Annotated in this window: 23 protein-coding genes; 13 read left to right on the top strand and 10 right to left on the bottom strand. The window is 71.4% G+C overall.

From position 1 onward, the window contains the following. Positions 1-1,257 precede the first annotated feature (1,257 nt). Positions 1,258-2,085, top strand: coding sequence for an ion transporter (locus ACQPY0_RS33175; RefSeq protein ID WP_432969397.1), 828 nt, complete (start codon positions 1,258-1,260; stop codon positions 2,083-2,085). Between the two features lie 14 nt (positions 2,086-2,099). Here the strand turns inward: ACQPY0_RS33175 and ACQPY0_RS33170 are convergent, their stop codons facing one another. Beyond that, positions 2,100-3,209, bottom strand: coding sequence for an acyltransferase family protein (locus tag ACQPY0_RS33170; RefSeq protein WP_432969394.1), 1,110 nt, complete (start codon positions 3,207-3,209; stop codon positions 2,100-2,102). 170 nt (positions 3,210-3,379) lie between these two features. After that, positions 3,380-4,462, bottom strand: a complete 1,083-nt coding sequence (locus ACQPY0_RS33165; protein WP_432969391.1) for an aldo/keto reductase — start codon at positions 4,460-4,462, stop codon at positions 3,380-3,382. A gap of 149 nt (positions 4,463-4,611) precedes the next feature. On the opposite strand from ACQPY0_RS33165, the gene ACQPY0_RS33160 reads away from it, so the two are divergent. After that, positions 4,612-5,514 (top strand): AraC family transcriptional regulator, encoded by a 903-nt coding sequence (locus ACQPY0_RS33160; protein ID WP_432969388.1) that lies wholly within the window; start codon positions 4,612-4,614, stop codon positions 5,512-5,514. Positions 5,515-5,558: 44 nt separating this feature from the next. Here ACQPY0_RS33160 and ACQPY0_RS33155 read toward each other — a convergent pair whose 3' ends face one another. The 3 genes from ACQPY0_RS33155 to ACQPY0_RS33145 are packed head-to-tail and all read right to left on the bottom strand — an operon-like array spanning position 5,559 to position 9,222. Beyond that, positions 5,559-7,685 carry a xanthine dehydrogenase family protein molybdopterin-binding subunit gene (locus ACQPY0_RS33155; RefSeq protein ID WP_432969385.1) on the bottom strand — a complete coding sequence of 709 codons (2,127 nt, stop codon included), beginning with the start codon at positions 7,683-7,685 and terminating at the stop codon, positions 5,559-5,561. Beyond that, positions 7,682-8,686 carry an FAD binding domain-containing protein gene (locus ACQPY0_RS33150; RefSeq protein WP_432969383.1) on the bottom strand — a complete coding sequence of 335 codons (1,005 nt, stop codon included), beginning with the start codon at positions 8,684-8,686 and terminating at the stop codon, positions 7,682-7,684. Before ACQPY0_RS33150 ends, ACQPY0_RS33155 begins: the two co-directional genes overlap by 4 nt. Beyond that, on the bottom strand, positions 8,683-9,222 hold the full coding sequence (locus ACQPY0_RS33145; RefSeq protein WP_432969380.1) for a (2Fe-2S)-binding protein: 540 nt from the start codon (positions 9,220-9,222) through the stop codon (positions 8,683-8,685). Before ACQPY0_RS33145 ends, ACQPY0_RS33150 begins: the two co-directional genes overlap by 4 nt. Positions 9,223-9,594: 372 nt before the next feature. Here ACQPY0_RS33145 and ACQPY0_RS33140 point away from each other — a divergent pair, with 372 nt between their 5' ends. After that, positions 9,595-10,419 (top strand): hypothetical protein, encoded by an 825-nt coding sequence (locus ACQPY0_RS33140; RefSeq protein WP_432969377.1) that lies wholly within the window; start codon positions 9,595-9,597, stop codon positions 10,417-10,419. Positions 10,420-10,439: 20 nt separating this feature from the next. Here the strand turns inward: ACQPY0_RS33140 and ACQPY0_RS33135 are convergent, their stop codons facing one another. From ACQPY0_RS33135 to ACQPY0_RS33115, 5 genes are all read right to left on the bottom strand, one after another. Further along, complete coding sequence (locus ACQPY0_RS33135) at positions 10,440-10,760, bottom strand: Ig-like domain-containing protein (protein WP_432969374.1); 321 nt, start codon at positions 10,758-10,760, stop codon at positions 10,440-10,442. A gap of 42 nt (positions 10,761-10,802) precedes the next feature. Beyond that, positions 10,803-12,092, bottom strand: a complete 1,290-nt coding sequence (locus tag ACQPY0_RS33130; protein WP_432969371.1) for a cytochrome P450 — start codon at positions 12,090-12,092, stop codon at positions 10,803-10,805. Between the two features lie 24 nt (positions 12,093-12,116). Further along, positions 12,117-13,790 (bottom strand): FAD-dependent oxidoreductase, encoded by a 1,674-nt coding sequence (locus tag ACQPY0_RS33125; protein WP_432969368.1) that lies wholly within the window; start codon positions 13,788-13,790, stop codon positions 12,117-12,119. 152 nt (positions 13,791-13,942) lie between these two features. Then, the gene (locus tag ACQPY0_RS33120) at positions 13,943-14,095 is read right to left on the bottom strand and encodes a hypothetical protein (protein WP_432969365.1); all 153 of its coding nucleotides are present in this window, start codon (positions 14,093-14,095) and stop codon (positions 13,943-13,945) included. A gap of 49 nt (positions 14,096-14,144) precedes the next feature. After that, positions 14,145-14,507 carry an integrase gene (locus tag ACQPY0_RS33115; RefSeq protein WP_432969362.1) on the bottom strand — a complete coding sequence of 121 codons (363 nt, stop codon included), beginning with the start codon at positions 14,505-14,507 and terminating at the stop codon, positions 14,145-14,147. A 53-nt stretch (positions 14,508-14,560) separates the two neighbouring features. Here ACQPY0_RS33115 and ACQPY0_RS33110 point away from each other — a divergent pair, with 53 nt between their 5' ends. The 10 genes from ACQPY0_RS33110 (at position 14,561) to ACQPY0_RS33065 (ending at position 23,294) form a co-directional block, all read left to right on the top strand. After that, the gene (locus ACQPY0_RS33110; RefSeq protein ID WP_432969360.1) at positions 14,561-14,719 is read left to right on the top strand and encodes a hypothetical protein; all 159 of its coding nucleotides are present in this window, start codon (positions 14,561-14,563) and stop codon (positions 14,717-14,719) included. A gap of 87 nt (positions 14,720-14,806) precedes the next feature. Next, positions 14,807-15,772: a hypothetical protein gene (locus ACQPY0_RS33105; protein WP_432969357.1), complete on the top strand. Its 966-nt coding sequence runs from the start codon at positions 14,807-14,809 to the stop codon at positions 15,770-15,772. After that, positions 15,744-16,043: a cupin domain-containing protein gene (locus ACQPY0_RS33100; protein ID WP_432995474.1), complete on the top strand. Its 300-nt coding sequence runs from the start codon at positions 15,744-15,746 to the stop codon at positions 16,041-16,043. Before ACQPY0_RS33105 ends, ACQPY0_RS33100 begins: the two co-directional genes overlap by 29 nt. Positions 16,044-16,128: 85 nt before the next feature. Next, positions 16,129-17,844 carry an NAD-dependent malic enzyme gene (locus ACQPY0_RS33095; RefSeq protein ID WP_432969354.1) on the top strand — a complete coding sequence of 572 codons (1,716 nt, stop codon included), beginning with the start codon at positions 16,129-16,131 and terminating at the stop codon, positions 17,842-17,844. 6 nt (positions 17,845-17,850) lie between these two features. Next, positions 17,851-19,323 (top strand): class II fumarate hydratase, encoded by a 1,473-nt coding sequence (fumC, locus tag ACQPY0_RS33090; RefSeq protein WP_432969351.1) that lies wholly within the window; start codon positions 17,851-17,853, stop codon positions 19,321-19,323. 101 nt (positions 19,324-19,424) lie between these two features. Next, entirely contained in the window at positions 19,425-19,967 is a 543-nt protein-coding gene (locus ACQPY0_RS33085; protein WP_432969348.1) for a chemotaxis protein CheW, read from the top strand. Beyond that, the gene (locus tag ACQPY0_RS33080) at positions 19,964-20,797 is read left to right on the top strand and encodes a CheR family methyltransferase (protein WP_432969345.1); all 834 of its coding nucleotides are present in this window, start codon (positions 19,964-19,966) and stop codon (positions 20,795-20,797) included. Before ACQPY0_RS33085 ends, ACQPY0_RS33080 begins: the two co-directional genes overlap by 4 nt. Next, positions 20,790-21,260, top strand: coding sequence for a hypothetical protein (locus tag ACQPY0_RS33075; RefSeq protein ID WP_432969342.1), 471 nt, complete (start codon positions 20,790-20,792; stop codon positions 21,258-21,260). Before ACQPY0_RS33080 ends, ACQPY0_RS33075 begins: the two co-directional genes overlap by 8 nt. After that, positions 21,257-22,273, top strand: coding sequence for a protein-glutamate methylesterase/protein-glutamine glutaminase (locus tag ACQPY0_RS33070; protein WP_432969339.1), 1,017 nt, complete (start codon positions 21,257-21,259; stop codon positions 22,271-22,273). Before ACQPY0_RS33075 ends, ACQPY0_RS33070 begins: the two co-directional genes overlap by 4 nt. After that, positions 22,266-23,294, top strand: coding sequence for a methyl-accepting chemotaxis protein (locus ACQPY0_RS33065; protein ID WP_432969336.1), 1,029 nt, complete (start codon positions 22,266-22,268; stop codon positions 23,292-23,294). The genes ACQPY0_RS33070 and ACQPY0_RS33065 overlap by 8 nt, the downstream gene beginning before the upstream one ends. Positions 23,295-23,302 lie beyond the last annotated feature (8 nt).

The raw sequence follows: 23,302 nt of genomic DNA, 5'->3' as shown, positions 1-23,302 counted from the left end.
CGCACGCGGGGATGGTCCTGCGGGTTATGAGGCTTTGCCGGGTTTGTTTCCGTGCTCCCCGCGCACGCGGGGATGGTCCGCTGTTGTGCCACAGATGGAGCCGGAGGAATGGGTGCTCCCCGCGCACGCGGGGATGGCCCGCCCATCGGCGTCGTTATTCATCAGGTCACAGAGTGCTCCCCGCGCACGCGGGGATGGTCCCGCCCGGTGCATCGCGCCGCGCAGTTCGGGATCGTGCTCCCCGCGCACGCGGGGATGGTCCCGGGACGTGCCCGGCTTCATGCTGGACGCCGGGGTGCTCCCCGCGCACGCGAAGATGGTCCCTGGAGGATCGTCCCGGCAACGGCGATTGCTGCGTGCTCCCCGCGCACGCGGGGATGGTCCGCAGATCGCCGAGGACCCGATCTACTCCCCGCGCAGGCGGGGATGATCTGTGGTCCAATGGGAAGGCTCGGACGGCTGAAAGCTGCTCCCCGTGCACACGGGGATGGTCCGGCGCGGCAGGCGCACCGCGCCGTCTGGTCTGCCTGCTCCCCGTGTACGCGGGGATGGTCCGGACCCCCAGCTTGGCACTCGTCGCGCTCGATCGTGCTCGCCGGGCACGCGGGGAATGGTCCCGGGCTGCAGGGGTTGCCGTCGTGGGCGGTGTGGTGCTCCACGCGGATGCGGGGATGGTCTTTGGCGCACGACTTGAGCGGACGTGTGACGGTGGCCGGGTCGTCGGACTCTTCGCCGCGACCGTTTCCGCTCGTCGCGTGGTTGAACTCGGGACGTAGGTCCTCGATGTGCGCTGATGCCTTGCGGAAGTTGCCGAGCGCCATGGCCAGCGGGATCGACAGCAGTGTGCTGCAGTTCGTGAGGTCTAGCAGGTATGCCTTGTGGTCGTCGTACGTGGCGCCCAAGTTCCACCCGGCCCGAGAGTGCTCGAGTGGCCGACCCCTCCGCTGGGCGCGGCCCGGCTCGAAATCGTCACGCTCTGACTGTGGGGGCCTTGCTGAGAGTATTCGTTCTGTGCTGTGCCTGGTCGTCGAAGCTGCCGCCCGGTCGGCTTCGGCATCGTCGCGGACTGGCCGCCGGTATGGTGGGCGCCAGCCGAGCGGTCACCATATCCTGCGACCGGTCATCTGGCCCACCGCGCCGGGCTGGTTGGTGGTGGGATTGTGGCGGTGGGTGGGTAGGTACTTGCCGATCGATGGTCAGCAACGGTGAGATCGTCTCGTGATCGATTTGGCTCGTGTTGCGAGATGGTGTTCGGGTGTGACGAAGTCGCGGGTGTTCGAGGTGGCGATTGTGCTGCTGGTCGGCGCCAACGCGATGGTGCTCGCCATCGAGACCTATCCACACCCGGGTAGGATTGGTGCCCTGCTGGACGAGCTGGAATGGGGTTTTCGTATCGCGTTCGTCACGGAGATCGCGATCCGTATTCTGGCTCACGGGCGGCGGCCGCAGGACTTTTTCAAGCAGGGCTGGAATGTCTTTGATTTTGTCGTGATCGCGGTCGCGTTCGTGCCCGGTCTGCACGGTGACTCGGCTGCCCTGCGTGTGATCCGCATCGCCCGTGTCGTTCGCCTGGTTCGCTTCTCGCCTGGCCTCCGCACGATTGTGACCGCGTTGCTGCGTAGCCTTCCTGGCGTCGGTGGCTTCCTCGCGCTGGCTCTGGTGACGCTCTACGTGTACGGGATGGCCGGCTGGTTGATCTTCGGCGAGACCCATCCGCAGGAGTACGGAACCATCGGCCGGGCGGTGCTGACCCTGTTCGTGTTGCTGTCGCTGGAGAACCTGCCGGATCTGATTCAGCAGGGGGTGGAGCTGTCACCGTGGACGCTCGTCTATTACGTGAGCTACGTGTTGCTGACCGCCAACCTGCTGATGAACATCCTCATCGCCGTCATCGTCAACTCGATGGAGGAAGCCCGCCGGCTCGAGATGACCGACGGCCTGTCGCCAGACTACGACGCCGACGGTGACGGCGTGCCCGACGATATCGACCGGATCGCGATCAGCCAGCGCCTCGACGACCTTCGCGCGCTCGTGCAGGATCTGGAGCGAGATCTTCGTATCGACCGAGGGCCTGACGTCAAGTGATGTTCAGCGCGGGCTCATCGTCCCGCGACCGCGGAGTGGGCCGGGACTCGGTGGCGGGGAGCGGACCGCTGGGTCGGCAACAGTGCCGGGCGGCGGCGGGCGGCGAGGTCTTCCACCGGTCCCAGCGCCAGGACTGGGACGCAGAGCAGGACCAGCGCCACGCCGAAGTACCCCAGCTGTGTCCAGGCCCCGAGCTGCCAGACGTGGAGCAGGTCACCGACCGGGAAGCACAGCGCGATGGCGATATTGTGCCAGAGATAGATCGTCACCGCGCGGGCGTTCAGCACGCTGACCGCCCCGTCCAGGAACCGGCGCTGCCGCAGCCACCGCATCGCCGGCGCCGCCCGCAGGAGCAGCACCGCGAACCCGAGTGAGTACAGCCCTTGCGCGAGCGGGATGTCGTTGAGGTTGCCGCTGCCCTCCTCGGCCGGGTGTGTGAGTGCCCACCCCGCACCGGCGGCGATGCAGCCGCCGGCGAGCAGGACCAGCGGTGCCAGATGCATGCGCTGCAGCGCGCCGGTGCGGTGCGCGAATCCCGCCATCCAGCACGCGCCGAACGTGGCCAGGTCCACCACGACCGCCGAGGCCCGCCAGCCGAGCAGGTCCAGGCCGGCATGCCCGGGCACCAGCTGGGTGATGGCCAGGACCACCAGCGGCACGGCCACCGAGACCAGCGGCAGCCGGCGGAACAGCCGCCACGCCAGGGGCGAGAGCAGTACCAGCCACAGATAGGTCACCAGGTACCACAGCACCACGGTCGCGCTTTCGGCCCAGGCGCTGCCGGGCGGGTCGGCCAGTGGCACCAGCCAGAGCACCAGCATGTGCAGATCGCGCCCGTTCGGGTCGTCCGCTGTCCAGCCGTGCCACAGCATCGCCGGCACGACGAACGCCGCCAGTACCCACAACGCCGGCAGCAGCCGCCGGACCCGGCTGGTCACCGCCCGCACCGCCGATCGCTGCAGCGACGCCGCCATCAGTGAGCCGCCCAGGGCGAACATGACGCCCATCGCCGGAAACGCGTAGCTCAGCCACGCGATACTGAACATGTGGAACACCACAACCCGGACGATCGCCACAGCGCGCAGCACATCCAGGTACCGATCCCGACCGGCAGGCAACGTCACGTGCGCCATCGTGGCCGCCGGCCGGAGTACCCGTCGGCAAATCGCCCGAACATGTCCGAACCGGCGACCCTGAACGGCTGACCCGTCCGGCGTTCACAAAACTCGCTGTTACGACTGTCGAACTCTCGGTTCTGGAGCAAAGACCGTGATTGGGCCGGGGCCCACGTCGCTCAGTAGCGCACGGTGCTCTGCAGTAGCGGCGGGTACACCTGCGACGGCTCACCGTCCACGGTGGAGCCGGCGAACTGGAGCATCGCGCGCAGCGGGCCGTGCAGCGGGGCCGGGTAGTTCAGCGTGGGGGTCGAGGCCGCGTCGAGTGCCGCGAGGTGCTCGGGCGTCAGGGGCACGTCCAGGGCGGCCAGGTTGCCCTCGAGGTGCTCGAGGCGGCGGGCTCCGACGATCGGGACGACGGTGCCGGGGCGGGACCGCAGCCAGGCGAGGGCGACCGCGGCCGCCGTGGTGCCGAGCTCGTCCGCGACCGCGTTGACCGCGTCGATCACCACGTAGTCCGCGTCCGTCGGCTGCCCGACGAAGGCGGCGCGGGCCGAGTCGGTGACGTCGGCGTCGCGGCGGTACTTGCCTGACAGGAACCCGTTGCGCAGCGGGCTCCACGGCACCAGCGCGAGCCCCTGGTCCAGCGCGAACGGGGCCAGCTCGCCCTCGACCGTGCGGGCCAGCAGGGAGTACTCCACCTGCAGCGCGACCAGGGGAGTCCAGCCCCGCAGCAGCGCCATCGTGTGGGCCTGCGCCGTGACCCACGCGGGGGTGTTGGAGAAGCCGACGTACCGGATGCGACCCTCCCGCACCAGGTCGTCCAGCGCGCGCATGGTCTCCTCGATCGGGGTGTTGCGGTCCCAGTTGTGCAGCCAGTAGAGGTCGATGTGATCGGTCTGCAGCCGGCGCAGGGATTCGTGGAGCTGGAGACGGATCGCGGAGCGCCCGGCGCCGCCCGCGTTCGGGTTGCCCGGGTGCATGTTCGTGAAGAACTTGGACGCGAGCACCACGCGGTCGCGGGCGCCGGGGCGGGCCGCGAAGTAGTCGCCGAGGATCCGTTCCGAGTGGCCGTTGGTGTAGAAGTTCGCGGTGTCGACGAAGTTGCCGCCGCGCTCGAGGTACGCGGTCAGGATCTTCTCGGACTCCTCGACGCTGCAGCCGGCGGCGCCCGGGTCCTCGCCGAACGTCATCGCGCCGAGGGCGAGTGGGCTGACGCGCAGGCCGGAGCGGCCGAGGGTGACGTAGTGGTCAAGTGCCATGACTCAAGGAGACCGCGGTCCGGGTGTCGCGGGGTAGACCGATCCGCTCGACCTCTTGCACGATCCTGCCGAAACGGCCGGGCAATGTGGCTCGAGCCGCCGTACGGTAGTCCAGACTTGCATAATGCTCTCGTTGGAGCGAGTATCGGGTGGTGTACCGCGAGCGGCTGCGTGCCCTGATCGCCCGCCACGCCCGGCCGGACATGACCACCCCCCTGGACGGCGTCCTGATCTCGAAGGTCGAGCAGGCCGGTCCGCCGTTGCCGGAGATGTCGGGCACCGTGGTGGCGGTGATCGCCCAGGGCGCGAAACGGATCGCGCTCGGCGACCGCGTGTACGAGTACCGCGCCGGGCAGTACCTCGTCGCCTCGGTCGACCTGCCGATCACCGGCCACTTCACCGAGGCCACCCCGGCGTGGCCCGCGCTTGGGTTCGGTCTGGTCCTGAACCCGGGCATGGTCGCCGAGGTGCTGCTGCAGGCGGCCCCGGGGGATCTCCCGCCCGCCGGCGGCGCGCCGTCCGGCATGGCCGTCAGCGACGCGCCCGACGAACTCCTCGACGCGGTGGTCCGGCTGGTGCGCCTGATCGAGCACCCGCGCGACATGGCGGTGCTCGCGCCGCTGATCAAGCGGGAGATCCTCTGGCGGGTCATCGCCGGCGAGCAGGGCGCCGTCGTGCGCCACCTCGGCCTGCCCGACAGCGGCCTGACCCACGTCGCCCGGGCCGTGCGCTGGATTCGCGAGCACTACACGCAGCCGTTCCGGGTCGAGGAGGTGGCGCAGCGCGCCGGCATGAGCGTGTCCGCCTTCTACCGCAACTTCCAGGCCGTCACCGCGATGAGCCCGATCCAGTTCCAGAAGCAGATCCGCCTGCAGGAGGCGCGGCTGCTGCTCGCCTCGCACCCCAACGACGTCACCGGGGTCGGCATGCGCGTCGGCTACGACAGCCCGTCGCAGTTCAGCCGGGAGTACCGCCGCCTGTTCGGCGCGCCGCCCAGCCAGGACGCCGCCCGTTTACGCGCGGCGCACGGGGCCGCACCGGCCGCGAGGTGACCTCGCCGGTGCTCGCCGGTGGGCCGGCAGGGAACGGCCACGCTTCACGCGACACTGACGGCTTCCGGGCGGTCCTGGGCCGCTGCGGCCTCGATGACGCGGCCGAGGCTGATCGGCAAGTCCCGGTGACGGGTGCCGGTGGCGTGCCATACCGCGTTGGCGATCGCGGCGGCGGTGCCGGCGTTGCCGATCTCACCGAGGCCGTTGAATCCGGACGGGTCCTGGGGCTCGTAGTCGGCCACGAAGTCGGCCTCGATGTCGGGTACGTCGGCGTGGGCGGAGATGTGGTAGCCGGCGAAGTCGGCGGTGACGAGGCGGCCGGTGACCGGGTCGCGAACCTCCTCTTCGTGCAGCGCCATCGACAGGCCTCCGATCATGCCGCCGATCAGCTGGCTACGCGCCAGCAGCGGGTTGATCACACGGCCTACGGCGAACATGCCGAGCAACCGGCGTACGCGCACTTCTCCGGTCGCCGGATCGACGGTGACCTCCGCGAACACGGCACTGTAGGTGTACCGCTCCTCGCCCGGCTGCCAATTGATCAGCGGGGTGGTGTCGACCGAAGCGGTGACTGGCAGGTCGGCGTCGGCCAGTTTCTCGCGCAGAGCCTTCGCGGTTTCGGTGATGGCGAACGCGCAGGAGGTCGTGCCACGGGACCCGCCGGCTCCCGGGTTCGGGCCGATGTCGCTGTCGCCGATGTACAAGTGGATCTGCTCGGTGCCGACACCGAGAGCGTCCGCGGCCACGGCGATCAGCGCGGTGCGTGCTCCGGTGCCGATGTCGCAGGCGCCGATCCTGACGGAGAAGGTCCCGTCGGCCTCCGCGGTGATCGTCGCCGAGGCGGGGAAGGCCCCGGCCATGAACGCGACGGCGGCCACGCCGGTGCCGACGAGGAGGTTGCCCTCGCGGCGGACCCGGGGGCGGGGGTCGCGCTGGGCCCAGCCGAACCGGCGCGCGCCTTCCTGAAGACACGTGACCAGGCGGCGGGTGCTGAACGGGCGGCCGGACACCGGGGCGACCACGGGCTGGTTCAGCAGCCGCAGTCGCAGAGGGTCGATCCGCAGCCGTTCGGCGACCTCGTCCACGGCCGACTCGAAAGCGAACGAGCCGGGTGCCGCGCCGGGCCCGCGCATGGAGCACGGTGGCAGGATGTCGAGGGGTACCGCGCTGAGTTCCGTACGGATCGCCGGTGCCGCATAGAGCGTTCGTGCCTGCTCGGTGCACCACTCGATGTACTCAGACAGCGGCGACAGCGCGAACGCCGCGTGGTGGTGGATGGCTCGCAGCCGCCCGCCGGCATCGGCTCCGATTCGGACGCGCTGTTCGGTCGGTGGCCGCGATCCGGTTGCCAGGAAGACCTGTCTGCGGGTGAGGGCGACGCGGACCGGCCGCTCGAAATGCTCTGCGGCCATCGCGGCAAGGATGATCTGTGCCCCACAGATGGTTTTGCCGCCGAAGCCGCCGCCGACGTGCTCGGCCCGGATGTGGACACGGTCGCGGTCGATGAAGAACAGCGAGGCCATCACCTGGGAGATCGTGAACGGCCCTTGGTTGGAGTCGAGGGCGTGGAGATGGCCGTCCTCCCACCATGCGGTCGCGACGTGCGGTTCCATGGCACTGTGGTTCTCTTCCGGTGTGCGGTACACCTCGTCCACCACCACTGTGGATGCCGCGAGCTCGGCCTCCAGGTCGCCCGTGTCGGCCTCCGGGCCGAACAGGGTGGACGCCGGGCGCACGGCTGGGTGGTTCATGGAGAACTCGATGTCGTGCGGCTCCGCGTCGTAGGCCACCCGCAACATGGCCGCCGCCGCACGTGCCTGCTCGGGTGTTTCGGCCACCACGAGCGCGATGGGTCGGCCGGCGTAAGCGATGACCTCGTCCTGCAGCAGCGAGAGGCTGCGGTCGGGGCCGAAGTAGCTGCCGGCATCCGGGTTGAGGCGTCGCGCGTTGCGGTGGTCCAGCACCCCCAGGACTCCCGGCTGAGCGAGAGTGTCAGTGGCGTCGATGTCGCGGATCCGGCCGCGTGACACTGTGGCCGTGACCATCCAGCCGTGAGCGAGGTCGGGCACCGGCACGTCCGCGACATAGTGGGCGGAGCCGGTGACCTTGCGACGGCCCTCGACCCGGGGCCTCGATTCGCCTACGGCAGCCGTGATCCCGTCCGGGTTCATTTCTTGCTCTCCTTTGCAGAACCTGTGGCGAGTTCGGTCAGCACCGCTGTGATGAGGTTGCGGGCAAGGGTCACTTTGTACGCGTTGTCGCGCAGCGGCTCGGCGGTGGCGAGCTCCAGATCGGCGGCTGCGCTGATCCGCTCGGCTGTGGCCGGACCGCCGTGCAGCGCGGACTCGACTGTTCGCGCCCGCCACGGCCGTGACGCCACGCCGCCGAGCGCCACCCGCACGTCCTGCACGACACCGTCCTGGACATCGAGTGCCGCTGCCACAGACACGGTGGCGAACGCGTACGACGCGCGCTCGCGGACCTTGCGGTAGCGCGACTTCGCGGCGACCGCGGACGCTGGTACGACCACGGCCGTGATCAGGGCCCCGTCGGGCAGGGTGGTCTCCCGGTCCGGGCGGTCGCCCACGGGGAGATAGAACTCCGACAGCGAGATCGTCCCGCTGCCGTCCAGTGTCTCGTATCGCACCACCGCGTCGAAGGCGCTCAGCGGCACCGCCATGTCCGAGGGGTTGGTGGCCACGCAATGCTCCGTCCAGTCGAGGATCGCGTGGTTGTGATGCGCCCCGCTGACCGCGGAGCACCCGCTGCCGGGAACCCGCTTGTTGCATGCCTCCGACGGATCGGCGAAGTAGGCGCAGCGAGTGCGCTGCAGGAGGTTGCCGCCGACGGTTGCCATGTTGCGCAACTGACCCGATGCCCCGGCCAGTATCGCCTGGCTCAACGCCGGGTATCGGCGCCGCACCTGCGCATCGGCGGCGACGGCGCTGTTGGTGGCCGTCGCACCGAGCACCAGGCCACCGTCCGGCGTTTCGCCGATCTCGTCCAGTGCGAGGCCCCGGATGTCCACCAGCCGCGCGGGTGACTCGACTCCGGCTTTCATGAGGTCGACGAGATTGGTGCCGCCCGCGAGGAACCGCGCGCCGTCGTGCCGGGACACGAGGTTCAGGGCATCGCGGACCTGCGTCGTGCGCTGGTAGGCGAACGCTCTCATCGGGCCACCGCCTCCCGGGCCGAGGCCTCGAGGATCGCACGCACAATGGACGGATATGCGCCGCAGCGGCACAGGTTGCCGCTCATCCGCTCGCGGACTTCGTCTTCGGTCAGCTCCGGCGTCCGCTCCGGTGCGCCGTCGCGGGTGACCGCGCTGGGCCAGCCCGCCGCATCTTCGGCGAGCATCCCGACCGCGGAGCAGATCTGTCCCGACGTGCAGAACCCGCACTGGAATCCGTCGAGTTGGATGAAGGCCTGCTGGATCGGGCGCAGCTCGCCGTCGCCGGCCAGGCCCTCGATGGTGGTGACGGCAGCACCGTCGGCGGCGACGGCCAGGGTGAGGCAGGAGACCACCCGCCGCCCGCCGACCAGGACGGTGCAGGCACCACACTGCCCGTGGTCGCAACCCTTCTTCGCGCCGGTGAGGCTCAGATCGTCGCGCAGGGCGTCGAGGAGGGTTCTGCGGTTGTCCACCGCCAACCGGTAAGCCACATCGTTGACGTGCAGTGTGATCTCACTACGCGTGTCATCGGTCATCGCGGTCCCCTCAACAGCTTGGTTGAAGCCAGAAATGGCGGCCGCCGATCGGCGATCACGCCGGCACGCAGCCGTGCTCGGCGGTCATGCCAATTGCCTGCGGAAACAAGGAATGGCGTCGCCTTCGAGCCCACCCCACGATCGTTGCCTGAGCCGGCCCGTGGCACATGAGTCATATGACCGCAATGCGACGAGCCGGCGACCATGACACTACGCCGGCCCGCCGAATCCATCTTGCTCAGAAGTCTTGAACTCTTGCCTGATCCTGCACGGTTTCCTCGTGCGCCACCGCCGAACCAGTTGTGCTGTCCGGGGCGGTGTTGCGGGGCCGCCTAAATTTGAAGGCCAGAAGAACAAGGAGAGGAGCCGGCGATGCGTGAACGGGCCGCTGTCGAGAAGCTGGTCACCGAAGCTCGGATCGCGCTGCGCGTGAAAAAGGATCGCGGGCGCGCGCTCAAGCTCGTTACGGCCGTGGACGCGATGCTGGCCGGCATGGACGCTGACGCGCAGGTGCGCGCCGACATCTACGCGTCCGTTTCGTCGCTGTGGCTGGATCTCGGCGACGAGCAGCGAAGCGAGCAACGCATCGTTCGGGCGATCGAGGCCGAAGCACAGGTCACGCCGGCTCGGCCGGTGATCCTGGGCACGCGCAGGCTGTTCTACGCGAAGCTGCTCCACGCGCAGCAGCGCTTCGCCGATGCGGCGCTACACGCGAGCTTGGGGCTCGCGATCTACGCTCAGGGCGTGGAGCCGAATCACCCTGAGCTCGCGCGCCTGCGAGCCGACCTCGCGCCGATCCTGAAACACGCCCCCGATCAGCTGTCCGTTTCCGGCGCGCTGCGCGCGACCGGCGAACGTCTGTGCGCGGTCGCGACCGGCAGCGAGGCCGAGATCCACGGTGCGCTCGGCACCCCGACGCTGGGTGCGAGCGATTGCCTGGTCACGGCCGGCGAGTTCTCGCGCGCGAGCGTCGAGCTGCAGTACCCCGCCGGCACGCTGACACGGCGCGATCTCGACGAGACGTTCGGACCGGCAAACGCGCTGCCACGCACCGGGGCGTTCGCATCGCACACGCTCGCTTACGCGCTACGGGTCCCCGGCGCGCCGGCTCGCATCAGCCTGTACGCGCACTTCGCGACGACACCCGAACCCGAGACCAGCGCGAAGAGCGTACTGCTGCGGATCGATCAGGCCTGACCGGGGTACCGGGCTTCCGTTCACCCCACGCTGAACGCGGTGGCCGTCTGCGTGGATCGTACCGGGTTTCCGTTGTCGAACGCCGTCGCGGTGACGGTGTGGGGACCGGCGGGCAGGCCCTGCACGGTCGCGGTGTATGGCAATGTGGTGTCCACACTCCGCAGCACACCGTCGACGTGGAACTCGACCCGGGTGATCGCCCCGCCTGCTTCGGGGTCGTAGGCGGACGCGGAGAGCGGTATGGCGGCGCCGGCCGGGAACACCTGGCCAGCCGTCGGCGAGGACAGGAGGACAACGGGTGCGGCGGAGTTGACCGGGACGTTGCAGAGCGTGCCGCGCACGCCGGCATGAGTGCGCGTCGGTGGTGATGGTCCACTTCGGACTTACAGTCTCCCGTGTGCCGGGCGGAGGTCGCGTTCGCTTGGTGCTGTTGCGCCGGGTGCCGGGGCGACGGCGTCGATGTCGACGGGCAGGTGGCGAGGGCCGCGCAGGGTCGGGTTGGTGCGGTACGGCGGCGGGTCGGCGGCCAGCCGGGGGTGCACCAGCCGGTGGGCCAGCGCGGTCAGGGCGACCTGGGTCTCGACCCGGGCGAGCGGGGCGCCGAAGCAGTAGTGGATACCGCTGCCGTAGCCGAGGTGGACGTTGTCGGTGCGGTCGGGGTCGAAGCGGTCGGGGTCCGGGAAGCGGGCGGGGTCGCGGCTGCCGGCGGCGAGCATCAGCGTGATCGGCGAGCCCTTCGGGATGGTGGTGCCGGCGATGTCGATGTCGGCCAACGTGGTACGGCTGGGCAGGAACTGCACCGGGGGTTCGTAACGCAGCAGCTCCTCGACCAGCGGGATGATCAGCTGGGGTTCGGTGCGCAGCCGGTCGAGCACGTCCGGGTGGCGCAGCAGGGTGAGCGTGCCGTTGGCGATGAGGTTGACGGTGGTCTCGTGGCCGGCGATCAGCAGCAGCGCGGCGGTGCTGATCAGGTCGGCGCGCGACATCGGCGCGCCCGGGCCGGTGTCGGTGAGCATGCCGGAGATCAGGTCGTCGCCGGGCCGGCGGGCGTGGGCGTCGGCCAAGCCGTCGAGGTACGCGCCGAGCTCGGCATTGATCCGCGTGCGTGTGCGCTGCCGCTCGGCGAACGTGCCGGTGGCCGGGTCGACGGTCTCGATGATCGCGTCGGCCCAGTGGTGGAAGCGCGGCTGGTCCTCGCGGGGGACGCCGAGCAGCCGGCAGATCGCGGTCACCGGCAGCGGGTAGGCGAAGTCGTCGACGATGTCGACCCGGCTCTTGCCGGCGAAGTCGTCGATCAGGCCGTTGGCGATGTCGGTCAGCCAGGGACGCATGTCCTCGATGCGCCCGGGGGAGCAGGGCGGCCCGAACGGACGCGTGGCCAGATCCCGCAGCCGGTCGTGCTCGGGCGGGTCGCGGGAGATGAACGGCAGCGGCAGCCCGGACGGGCCGTGCTCCGGCGCGGACGGGACGCCGGCGAGTTCGGGGTGGTTGCGGGGGTCGGAGCTGACGCGGTGATCGTGCAGCAGCGCGACGATCTCGTCGTAGGTGCTGACCAGGTAGGTGCCGTCGGACTGGCGCGCCACCGGGGTCTTGCGCAGCTCGGCGTACAACGCAAAGGGGTCCACCCGGTTGGCGGGGTCGAGGATCTGTTCGAAGATGCTGGGCTGTGCCATGACAGTGCCCTTCCAGCCGGCGCGTCAGTGGTGGTGGAGCAGCTCGGCGCGGCGCTCGCTGGGGTCGTGGCCGGTCACCGATACGGTGGCGTGGCGGTTGCGGGTGCGGTGGTCGGGAATCTGCGCCGCGACCGGCTGCCCGAGGGCCGGCTCGTCGACCCCGCGAAGATCGGGCGGGAACGGTGCGCCCGCCTCGATCAGGCGCTGGTACGACTCCAGCCACTTGGCCTGGTTGAACCCGACCGCGGCGGTGAGGCGGCCCTGGTAGCCGTAGGCGGCCACGAACCGGCGCTGCGCGACCGAGCCCTGCGCGATGACGACCTGGTCGGCGAGGGTCGGCACCCCGACCGACTTGATGTTGGTGCCGAACTGCGCCGACCAGAACACCGGGACGGCCAGGTGCGGCCACCGCTCGGCGGGGACGCTGATCATGTTGTGGGCGGCGATGTGGGCCTGGGCCACGGCGTTGCCCCAGTGCTCGAGCGCCAGGAACTGGTAGTCGTACAGCGGGTGCGGGAACCGCGCCACGTCACCGGCGACGAAGACGTCGTCGGTGACCACCCCGGCGGCGTCGAAGGCTCGGCAGCCGGCGTCGCAGCCCACGCCCCACTCGCCGACCGCCAGGCCGCAGTCGTACAGCCATTCGGTGTTGCGGACCGCGCCCAGCGCCACCACGGCCACCTCCGCGTCCACGGTGCTGCCGTCGGACAGGTGGGCGCGGCGCAGCCGCAGGTCGGTGTCGCCCTCCAGCCGCGTGACGGTGACCCCGCAGCGCAGGTCGACGCCGTGTTCACGGTGCAGGTCGGCGGCCACAGCGCCGATCACCGCGCCCAGCGCACCGACCAGGGGCGTGGGCCCGCGCTCGACGAGGGTGACCGCCAGGCCCCTGTCCCGGCAGGTCGAGGCGACCTCCGAGCCGGTGAACCCGCCGCCGATCACCAGCACCCGGCGGGGCCGTCCGGCCAGCCGGTGCCGCAGCGCGGCGGCGTCGTCGCGGGTCCGCAGCACGAACACGCCGTCGAGGGCCGCCTCATCGGCGTTGAACCAGGGCCTGGCGCGGGTGCCGGTGGCGATCAGCAGCCGGTCGTACTCGATGAGGCCGCCGTCACCGAGGCGTACCTGCTTGCCGGCCAGGTCCAGCCCGGTGGCGGGCACGCCGAGCAGCCACCGCGCGTTGAGCTCGTCGACCCGGGGGAGTGTGGTGTGGTCCGCAGGTACCCACCCGTCGAGGACCTGCTTGGACAGCGGCGGCCGGTCATAGGGCCGGTACGGCTCGTCCCCGATCATCGTCAGGGAGCCGGTGAAGCCCTCCCGGCGCAGGGTCGCCGCGGCGGCCAGGCCGGCCAGCGACGCGCCCACGACCACGATCCGGCCGTGCCGGCGCAGCGTCTCGATCGCCGCGTCGTGCCCGTCCGGCGAGGGTCGCCGGGCCGTCCGCGACGGTGCGGGCGTCCACGCGGACACCGCCGGCCCGGTCGTCGCGGACTCCACGGCGGCCTCCTGGTCGTCGACGTGGTCGACCAGGATGGCCTGCACCGGGCAGGCCGCCGCCGCGCGCAGCACCCGCTCCCGCTGCGCCTCGTCGGGCTGCGGGTCGTACATCAACGCCTCGGCGCCGGACATCCGGAACACCTCGGGCGCGAGGAAGGCGCACTGCGCGTACCCCTGGCAGCGCGTGAGGTTCACGACGACCCGCATGGTCGCACCCTGCCCGGCGCTCAGGCCGGCAAACCCGTGCCGCGGCGCTCGGCGGTGAGCCGGGTGGTCATGGCGAGGAGGAACACGGCCAGAATCCAGGTCCACAGGACGGTGAAACCCGCGTAGCCGGCCCGGTGCAGCCGCGACCCGCGTCACGTCGCGGCCGGGAACGCGACGAACTGGGCGACGAACCGCAGGCCCCAGAACGTGGATTCGGCCAGCAGCAGCGCGCCGGCGAGGGGGCCGGGGCCGGGGAGTTCGTCGGCGAGGGTGAGCGGGAGCAGGCCGAACAGGACGCAGGTCACGCCGATGAAGGAGGTGTGCCGGGAGCCGTTGACGGTGGCGCCGTTCGCCTCACCGGCGCTCGGCGGTCCACAGCAGGTCGGTGACGGCGAACCCCGGCAGCGTCACGCCGGCCGCCGCGGTGACCTGGAAGGCCCCGCCGCGGGTCTCGGGCACCCAACCGGACCGCAGCCCGTGCGCGATGAGTGCCCGGACGTGCTCGGCCGCCGGGAACGGATACCTTTCCGTGGCGGCCGTCGACGCCGGGCGCTCGGTGACGTCGGCCTGCAGCGCACAACCGGTCTTGCCCGCACCCCACACCCGGACCCGGATGCAGCGGTGCCGCCGCCCGTCGGGTCCGGGGGCGCCCCGCACGTCGGCCTTCCACGTGTACTCCCGGCCGTCGATGTGCAGCCTGCGCAGCCTCTGCCTCATCCACCCATGATCGCAGCGTCGCCCGGCCGGCGGAGTCTGGCACAATGGCCGGGGTGTGGGAGCTCTGGGGCGGGACGGAACCGCCGGAGCCGTGGCTGAGGCGGGCCGTCGCGGCAGGTGCGGTGACGAGCGTCGTGATCCTGCTGGCCGTGGGTGCCTACGTGGCGCCGATCGTGTGGGACATGCTGAAGGTCCTGTCGAGCGCTGACTGAGCGACCGGCGTTGTCCGTGGTGAGGACACCCCTCGAAACCGGTCGCCCGGGGCGTGTAAGTAACGTGCGGAAGGTACCCAGGTCCTGATGGGCGTCGAAGACCGGATCGTCATCGTCGACGCGGCCACCGGACGCGCCCGGACGATGCTCGCCGTGGCCGCCGGCCAGGTCGACGACAGCCGGGGGTTTTTCTCGCCCGACGGCAGCCGGTTCGCGCTGGTCCTGGGCGCGGCGGCGCAGCCGCAACGCATCAGGGTTCTTGACACCGCCGACGGCACGGTCCGCGCCATATTGCCGCTCGACGACAGCCGGCGGCTCGCCGGTTGGGACGCAGAAGGCGCCCGCCTCGTGTACACCGCCGCCGAAGTCTGTGACTGGACGGCGTGCGCCCGCGATGCGCCCGACAGCGAGCACGCCCGGGCGGCCCTCGCCCGCCAGCGCTGGCACCTGCAGTTCGACGAGGTGCCCACCGGCAGGTTCGTCGACGAGCTCAGGACCGGCCGGACCGGCTGGCCGGAGCGGCTCGTCGGCTGGCACGGCCGTGACGCCGTCTGGATTATGGGCAACTACCCGGCCGGTGGCGCCTCGATCGAGGCCGTCCGCCCCGGCGAGCCCGCGCGCGTCCTGGCCGCGTCCGACGGCCCGGCCGAAGACCTCGACGTGGCCAGGGACCTGGTCGGCCAGGGACGCTTCGGCGGGCCGGCGATCGACGCACCGCTCTGGCCGGCGCGGGCCGAGTGGCGCTGGGCATTCGCGATCGGCATGTTCGGGCTGATCGCGCTGCTCCTGGTTGTCCGCGGGCTGGTGGGCATGACCCGCCGACGGTGGCCGTCGCCGGCCCCACCCACCCGCGCGGGGCTCACCTCGGCCGGATGGGGCCGTCCGGCCGGGGCGGGACGAGCATGGGGCCGACGGCGTTACGCGGCCACGACACGCGGGGGTGGCGATGCGCAGAGACCTCACCCTACGGACGTTGCTGCTCGAGGTGACGCCGCCGTTCGTCCCGCAGCGGCCGGCCGTGACGATGATGCTGCTGGAGGTGCCGCCGGGTGACGCCGGCACGCCACCGCACCGGCATTCCGGGCCGGTCTTCGGCTACGTGCTCGAGGGCGAGATGCTCTTCGAGGCCGAAGGCCAGCCCGGGCGGGTGATCCCGGCCGGCGAGCAGTTCTGGCTGCCCGGCGGGGACGCCATCCACTACCGCAGCGCCAACAACCGGCCGAGGACCTGGCTCAAGTTCCTGTCCACCATGATCGTCCCGGCCGGCGCGCCGCCGCTCACGCTGGTCGGCGAGGAGGAACTCGAGCAGCGCCGCGCACGCTGAGGTGTGCGCGGCGCGTGGTGGGTAGTTGGCCAGCTCCACGGCAACTCCACGGCGTGCGGACAAGGACCCGGGAGGCGGTGTTCCGATGACGGTGGGGACGCGCTCGGCCACGAAGCGGAGGTTCCGTTCGCAGGACGGGGTGTACGTCACGACGGCCCGTGGCGCCGAGGTGCTGGACACGCCGCTGCTGAACAAGGGCCCGGCGTTCACGCGTGAGGAGCGGGCGGCGCTGGGCCTTTCGGGGCTGCTCCCACCGGCGGTGCTGTCGCTGGAGGAGCAGGTGCGGCGGGTGTACGAGCAGTATCACCGCCAGCCGTCCGATCTGCACAAGAACACCTTCCTGGCGATGCTGCAGGACAACGACGAGGTGCTGTTCTTCCGGCTGCTCGCCGGGCACCTGCGCGAGATGCTGCCGGTCGTGTACGACCCGACGGTGGGTGAGGCGATCAAGCGGTACAGCCACGAGTACCGCCGCCCGCGCGGGGTGTACCTGTCGATCGACGAACCGGACCGGGTGGAGGCGGCGCTGGCCGATGCCGGGCTGGGCGCGGACGACGTGGACCTGATCGTGGCCTCCGACGCCGAGGAGATCCTGGGGATCGGCGACTGGGGCACCGGCGGGATCGACATCGCGGTGGGCAAGCTCGCCGTCTACACGGCGGCGGCGGGGATCGACCCGGGTCGGGTGATCCCGGTCGCGCTCGACGTCGGTACCGACAACGAGGAGCTGCTCAACGATCCGGGCTATCTCGGCAACCGGCACGCCCGGGCGCGCGGGCAGCGCTACGACGAGTTCATCGACGCGTACGTACGGGCGGCGACCAAGCTGTTCCCGAACGCGCTGCTGCACTGGGAGGATTTCGGGCCGGGCAACGGCCGGCGGATCCTCGAGCGCTACCGGGACCGGTTCTGCACGTTCAACGACGACATGCAGGGCACCGGCGCGATCGTGCTGGCCGCGGCGCTCAGCGCGATACGCGTGGCCGGGAGCCGGATGCGGGACCAGCGGATCGTCGTCTTCGGCGCGGGTACGGCCGGCGTGGGGATCGCCGACCAGCTGCGCGACGCGATCGTGCGCGACGGGGTCGAGCGTGACACGGCCACCCGGCGGATCTGGTGCGTCGACAAGCAGGGCCTGCTCACCGACGACCTGGACGACCTGCGCGACTACCAGACCTCCTACGCCCGGCCGGCCGGCGAGGTCGCGGGCTGGCGGCGCGACGGCGGCATCGGGCTCCGCGAGGTCGTGGCCCGGGCCAGGCCGACCATGCTCATCGGTACCTCGACCGTGCACGGCGCGTTCACCGAGGAAGTCGTCAGCGAGATGGCCACGCACGTCGACCGGCCGATCATCTTCCCGCTGTCCAACCCGACGGAGCGCATCGAGGCGATGCCGGAGGAGCTCATCCGGTGGACCCACGGGTGCGGGCTGGTCGCCACCGGCATCCCGATCCCGCCGGTCACCTACCGGGGCGTCACCTACGGCATCGGGCAGGCGAACAACGCCCTGCTGTATCCCGGGCTGGGCCTCGGCACCATCGTGGCGCGGGCCAAGCGGATCAGCGACGGAATGTTCGCCAGTGCGGCCGAGGCCGTCGCCGGCCTGGTCGACGTGAGCACGCCCGGCGCGTCGCTGCTGCCGCACGTGGAGAACCTGCGCACCGTGTCCGCCACCGTCGCGGTCGCGGTGGCGAAGCAGGCCGCCGCGGAGGGCCTGGCCCGCATCGAGCTGACCGATCCGGTACAGCAGGTGCAGGACGCGATGTGGCAGCCCGAGTACCGTCCGGTCAAGGCCGGGTGAGCGGTGATGGCCACGCAACCCGCGGGTGCCGGCGCACCCGAGGTGCGGGACGTGCCGATCGGCATCGACGCCGCCGGCACCCGCACCGAGACCGACTCCCTCGGGCCGGTCGCCGTCCCGGCCGAGCACTACTGGGGCGCGCAGACCCAGCGGTCCCTGGTGCACTTCGACATCGGGGACGACCGCATGCCCAAGGCGGTCTACCACGCCTACGGGTACGTCAAGAAGGCCGCGGCGATCGTCAACGCCCGCGCCGGGCGGATGCCGCAGTGGAAGGCCGACCTGATCTCGCGGGTGGCCGACGAGGTGATCGCGGGCGAGCTGGACAGCGAGTTCCCGTTGTACGTGTGGCAGACCGGCTCCGGCACCCAGTCGAACATGAACGTCAACGAGGTGATCTCCAACCGTGCGATCCAGCTCGTCGGCGGTCAGCTGGGGTCCAAGACACCGGTGCACCCCAACGACGACGTCAACATGGGCCAGTCGTCCAACGACACCTTCCCCACGGCGATGCACATCGCCGCCGTGACCACGATCGAGCGGCACCTGCTGCCGGCGCTGGCCCGCCTGCACGACGCCACCGCCCGCAAGAGCCACGAGTGGGACGATGTCGTGAAGATCGGCCGGACCCATCTGGAGGACGCCACCCCGCTCACCGTCGGCCAGGAGTGGTCCGGCTACGCCGCCGCGCTCGACGACGCCGCCGAGCACCTGCGGTCCACCACGCAAGGCCTCTACCGGCTCGCCATGGGCGGGACCGCGGTCGGCACCGGCCTCAACGCCCCACCCGGATTCGGTACCGACACCGCCAGGGCGATCGCCGAGTTGACGGGGTTCCCGTTCGTCACCGCACCCAACAAGTTCGCCGCCCAGGCGTCCCTGGACGTGCTGGTGCGCGTGTCGGGCGCGCTGCGCGGGGTCGCCACGGCACTGTTCAAGTTCGCCAACGACATGCGCTGGCTCGGGTCCGGGCCGCGGGCCGGCCTGGGGGAGCTGCGCCTGCCCGCCAACGAGCCCGGCTCCTCGATCATGCCCGGCAAGGTCAACCCGACCCAGGCCGAGGCGATGCTCATGGTCTGCGTCCAGGTGCTCGGGTCGGACACCGCCGTGGCCGTCGCCGGCAACGAGGGCAACTTCGAGCTCAACGCGTTCCGCCCCGTCATCATCAACAACGTCCTGCACTCGATCCGCATCCTCGCCGACGCGGCCGGGCACTTCCGCCGGTTCCTCGTCGAAGGCGTCCAGCTCAACCGCGACCGGCTGCGGCACAACGTCGAGCGCTCGGTCATGATGGTCACCGCGCTGTCGCCCGTCATCGGCTACGACAAGGCATCCCAGATCGCGCACCTGGCCATCGACGAGGGCCTGACCCTCAAGGAGGCCGCCCTGCGCCGCGGGGTCAGCGACGAGATGTACGAGCGGATCGTCGTGCCGGAGGACCTCACCCACGCGGGCGTCGCCGAGTCATCACGGGCCTGACGGCGCCGCGAGTCTTCGGAGGTCCGGAAACGCTACAGACCGGCCCCAGCGCGCCGATCAGCCGTCCGGACGCGACTACATCGCACAGAACGGGCAGACCGGTGAGCAGCACTCATACCGCCGCGGAGGACGCGCAGCGGCCCGGCGGTCTCGAGGCCGGGCGGTTCCTGACGTTCACGCTGCACGGCGAGGCGTACGCGCTGGACATCTTCCACGTCATCGAGATCATCGAGTATCGGGCGCTGACCGCGGTGCCGATGGCGCCCGGCTTCGTCCGCGGGGTGATCAACCTGCGCGGGCGGGCGGTGCCCGTCGTCGACCTGGGTATCCGGTTCGGTCAGGGTGCCACACCCGTGGGCCGGCGTACCAGCATCATCATCGTGCGCAGCGGTGACACCGACGGCACCGACGGCCAGGACGTCGGGATCCTCGTCGACATGGTGAACAAGGTCGTCGGGTTCGGCCCCGGCGACGTCGAGCCGCCGCCGACGTTCGGCACCGGCATCCAGCCCGAGTACATCAGCGGCATGGCCCGCCGCGAGAACGACTTCATCATCGTGCTCGACCTGGAGCGGGTCCTGTCGCCGGCCGAGGTCGCGGCGCTGTCCCGGGCCGGCCGCGAGGCGCCGGACGAGGGCCCGTGACCGGGTCGCTCGAGGCACCGCCGGAGATCACCGGCGCCGACTTCGCGGCGATCAGTGCGCTGCTGCACCAGCGCACCGGCATCCGGCTCCAGGCGGGCAAGGAGACGCTCGTCATGGGGCGGCTCAGCAAGCGGCTCCGGGAGCTTCGGCTCGGCGGCTACGACGAGTACGTACGCCTGCTGCACGCCCCCGACGGCCGCGAGCTGCGGCAGGCGATCGACCTGCTCACCACCAACGAGACGTCGTTCTTCCGCGAGCCGCAGCACTTCGACTACCTGCGCGACGTGATCGCGCCCGCGCACCGGCCGGGGCGCATGTTCCGGCTGTGGAGCGCGGCCAGCTCCAGCGGCGAGGAGGCGTACACGGCCGCGATGGTCCTGCTGGGGCGGCCCCCGTCCGGCGGCTGGGAGATCCTCGGCACCGACGTTTCGAGCCGGATCGTGGCCGGGGCCCGCCGCGGGCTCTACCCGCTGGAGTCGGCCGCGCGGATCCCGCGGGAGCTGCTGCGCCGGTACTGGCTCAAGGGCCGCGACGAGTACGCCGGGCTGATGGCGGCCGGCTCGACGCTGCGGGAGCGGGTGTCGTTCCGGCACGCCAACCTGCTCGACGACCTGCGCGACCTGGGCCTGTTCGACGTCATCATGTTGCGCAACGTCATGATCTACTTCGACCAGCCGACGAAGGTGGCGCTGGTCACGCGGCTGCAGAAGATGCTGTACCCCGAGGGCCACCTCATCGTGAGCCTGTCCGAGACGCTCAACGGCATCCCGTCGCGGCTGCGGATGGTCCGCCCGTCGATCTACCGGCTCCCGGCGGGCACCCGTGACTGACGACGTGTTCCTGTACCCGGGCGGGTTCCACTTCGCGCGCGCCGGGGCCCGCATCTCGACGCTGCTGGGCTCGTGCGTGGCCGTCTGCCTGTGGCACCCGCGGCGGCGCATCGGCGGCATGTGCCACTTCATGCTGCCCAGCCGCCGCCGCGGCCCGTACACGCCGGGCGACGGCCGCTACGCCGACGGGGCGTTCGAGTTGTTCCTTCGCGAGCTGGCGCGCAGCGGGACGGAGCCCGGGCAGTACCAGACGAAGATCTTCGGCGGTGGCTCGCAGCTGACCGAGGGCCGCGTCGCCGGTGCCAACGTGGCGGCCGGGCTGGCGCTGCTGGACCGGCACGGCTTCGCGACCCCGACGGGAGACGTCGGCGGTGGCGGGGCGCGGTTCCTGCGCTTCGACCTGGACACCGGCAACGTGTGGGTGCGCCGCAACGAGCGCTTCGATCTGGACGTGGCGTCGTGAGCATCCGCACGCTCATCGTGGACGACTCGGCCGTCGTGCGCCAGGTGCTCTCCGCCGTGCTCGGCGCGGCGCCGGGCATCGAGGTCATCGGCACGGCCGCCGACCCGGTGCGCGCCATGACGCTGATGCGGCGCAGCTGGCCGGACGTGATCGTGACGGACATCGAGCTGCGGGGCATGGACGGCCTGGCGTTCGTCAAGCAGGTGATGGCGACCCGCCCGACGCCGATCGTGGTGTGCTCGACGCTCGTCGGCCCGGGCGCCCGGGCCGGGCTGGCGGTGCTCGCCGCGGGCGCGGTGGCGGCCGTGGCCAAGCCGGCGAGCGGTTTGAAGCGGTACCTCGAGGCCGACAGCGGCCACATCGTGCCGGCCGTGCGCGCCGCGGCGGCCGGCCCGGTACGCCGCCCCGAGCGCCCGGCCGATCCGGCCCGCACGCCCGGCCCGGGGGAGCGCCCGATCGTGGCGATCGGCACGTCCACCGGCGGCACCCAGGCGCTCGAACGCGTCCTCACCGCGCTGCCGGCCCGCTCGCCGGCCGTGGTCGTGGTGCAGCACATGCCGGAGAAGTTCACCGCCGCGTTCGCCGAGCGGATGAACGGGCTGTGCGCGGTCGAGGTGCGCGAGGCCGCCGACGGCGACCGGGTCCGCGACGGGCTGGTGCTCGTCGCGCCCGGCGGCCGGCACCTGGAACTGCTGAGCGACCCGATGGCCGGCTACCGGGTGCGGGTCTTCGACGGCCCGCCGGTCAACCGGCACCGCCCGTCCGTCGACGTGCTGTTCCGCTCGGTGGCGAAGGCCGCCGGCCCGGCCGCCCTGGGCGTCATCATGACCGGCATGGGCGACGACGGCGCCCGGGGCCTGCTGGAGATGCGCCGCGCCGGCGCCACGACCGTCGCCCAGGACGAGGCGACCTGTGTGGTGCACGGCATGCCGAAGGAGGCGGTGGCGATCGGTGCCGTCGAGCGCGAGGTGCCGCTTCCCGCGATTGCAGAGGTGATCCGTAGCCATGGCTGAGGTGCTGTACGTCATCGTGGCCCTGCTGGTGGGCCTGGGGATCGGCTTCGCGGCCGGCCGGCGCCGGCCGGCGCCGCCGCCGGCCCCGGCGGCGGCGGACGCGTTCCGCCGCGGCGTCGGCGAGTTCGCCGAGGCGGTGGCGCCGGTCTGGTCGGCCCAGATCGAGTCGTCGCGGGCCCAGATGGAGTCCGGGATCGGCGCCGTCACCCAGCAGTTCAGCCAGATCGTCGACAACGTCGACGCGGTCCTGGCCTCCTCGGCCGACGCGCTCGGCCCGCAGGGTGGCGGCGCGGGGTCGTTCGACCGCGGCCGGGAGCGCCTCGGCAACGTGGTGCACACGCTGGACAACGCGATGCGGGCCAAGCGCCAGGCCGTACGCGACCTGGCCGGGCTCGCCGGGTTCAACGACGAGCTCCGGCAGATGACCGCCGACGTGGCCCAGATCGCCGCCCAGACGAACCTGCTGGCGCTCAACGCCTCGATCGAGGCGGCCCGGGTCGGCGCGGCCGGTGCCGGCTTCGGCGTCGTGGCGCTGGAGGTCCGGCGGCTGGCCGACCGGTCGCTGCAGACGTCCGAGCAGATGGCCGAGAAGGTCGGCGGCATCGGCGCGGCCATCGAGTCGGTGCTGGCCGGCGCGGAGGGCGACGCGGAGCGGGAGAGCGTCGCGGTGGCCCGGGCCAACGACGACGTCCAGGAGGTCATCGACGACCTGCAGGGGGTCGTCAACCGGTCGCGGGAGTCCTCGCGGCGGCTGGAGCGCGCGGCGGTGGACATCCGCTCCTCGGTCTCCGACGCGATCGTGAACCTGCAGTTCCAGGACCGGGTCGGCCAGGTGCTGCAGCACCTGGAGGAGAACATCAAGCTCCTGCCCCGCCACGTCGCCGAGGCTCCGGACTCCGGGCCGCGGGCACAGACGCTCCTGTCCGAACTCGAGCGTACGTACACCATGCAGGGGGAGCTGCAGGCGCACCGATCCGGTGCGGTGACCGAGGCTCCCACCTCCGAGATCACGTTCTTCTAGGAAGGCGG

Origin of the sequence: Dactylosporangium sp. CA-233914 (genome assembly GCF_050942935.1) — a bacterium.
Taxonomy (GTDB): Bacteria; Actinomycetota; Actinomycetes; order Mycobacteriales; family Micromonosporaceae; genus Dactylosporangium.
Note: the sequence above shows the minus strand (reverse complement) of the source record. Positions and strands in the feature narration are given on the sequence as shown.

Coding starts and splice junctions, on each gene's coding strand:
- ACQPY0_RS33150 (WP_432969383.1), bottom strand. CDS start 8,686: ATGAGAGCGTTCGCCTACCAGCGCACGACGCAGGTCCGCGATGCCCTG.
- ACQPY0_RS33125 (WP_432969368.1), bottom strand. CDS start 13,790: ATGCGGGTCGTCGTGAACCTCACGCGCTGCCAGGGGTACGCGCAGTGC.
- ACQPY0_RS33130 (WP_432969371.1), bottom strand. CDS start 12,092: ATGGCACAGCCCAGCATCTTCGAACAGATCCTCGACCCCGCCAACCGG.
- ACQPY0_RS33105 (WP_432969357.1), top strand. CDS start 14,807: ATGGGCGTCGAAGACCGGATCGTCATCGTCGACGCGGCCACCGGACGC.
- ACQPY0_RS33065 (WP_432969336.1), top strand. CDS start 22,266: ATGGCTGAGGTGCTGTACGTCATCGTGGCCCTGCTGGTGGGCCTGGGG.
- ACQPY0_RS33095 (WP_432969354.1), top strand. CDS start 16,129: ATGACGGTGGGGACGCGCTCGGCCACGAAGCGGAGGTTCCGTTCGCAG.
- ACQPY0_RS33155 (WP_432969385.1), bottom strand. CDS start 7,685: ATGAACCCGGACGGGATCACGGCTGCCGTAGGCGAATCGAGGCCCCGG.
- ACQPY0_RS33100 (WP_432995474.1), top strand. CDS start 15,744: ATGATGCTGCTGGAGGTGCCGCCGGGTGACGCCGGCACGCCACCGCAC.
- ACQPY0_RS33115 (WP_432969362.1), bottom strand. CDS start 14,507: ATGAGGCAGAGGCTGCGCAGGCTGCACATCGACGGCCGGGAGTACACG.
- ACQPY0_RS33140 (WP_432969377.1), top strand. CDS start 9,595: ATGCGTGAACGGGCCGCTGTCGAGAAGCTGGTCACCGAAGCTCGGATC.
- ACQPY0_RS33145 (WP_432969380.1), bottom strand. CDS start 9,222: ATGACCGATGACACGCGTAGTGAGATCACACTGCACGTCAACGATGTG.
- ACQPY0_RS33165 (WP_432969391.1), bottom strand. CDS start 4,462: ATGGCACTTGACCACTACGTCACCCTCGGCCGCTCCGGCCTGCGCGTC.
- fumC (WP_432969351.1), top strand. CDS start 17,851: ATGGCCACGCAACCCGCGGGTGCCGGCGCACCCGAGGTGCGGGACGTG.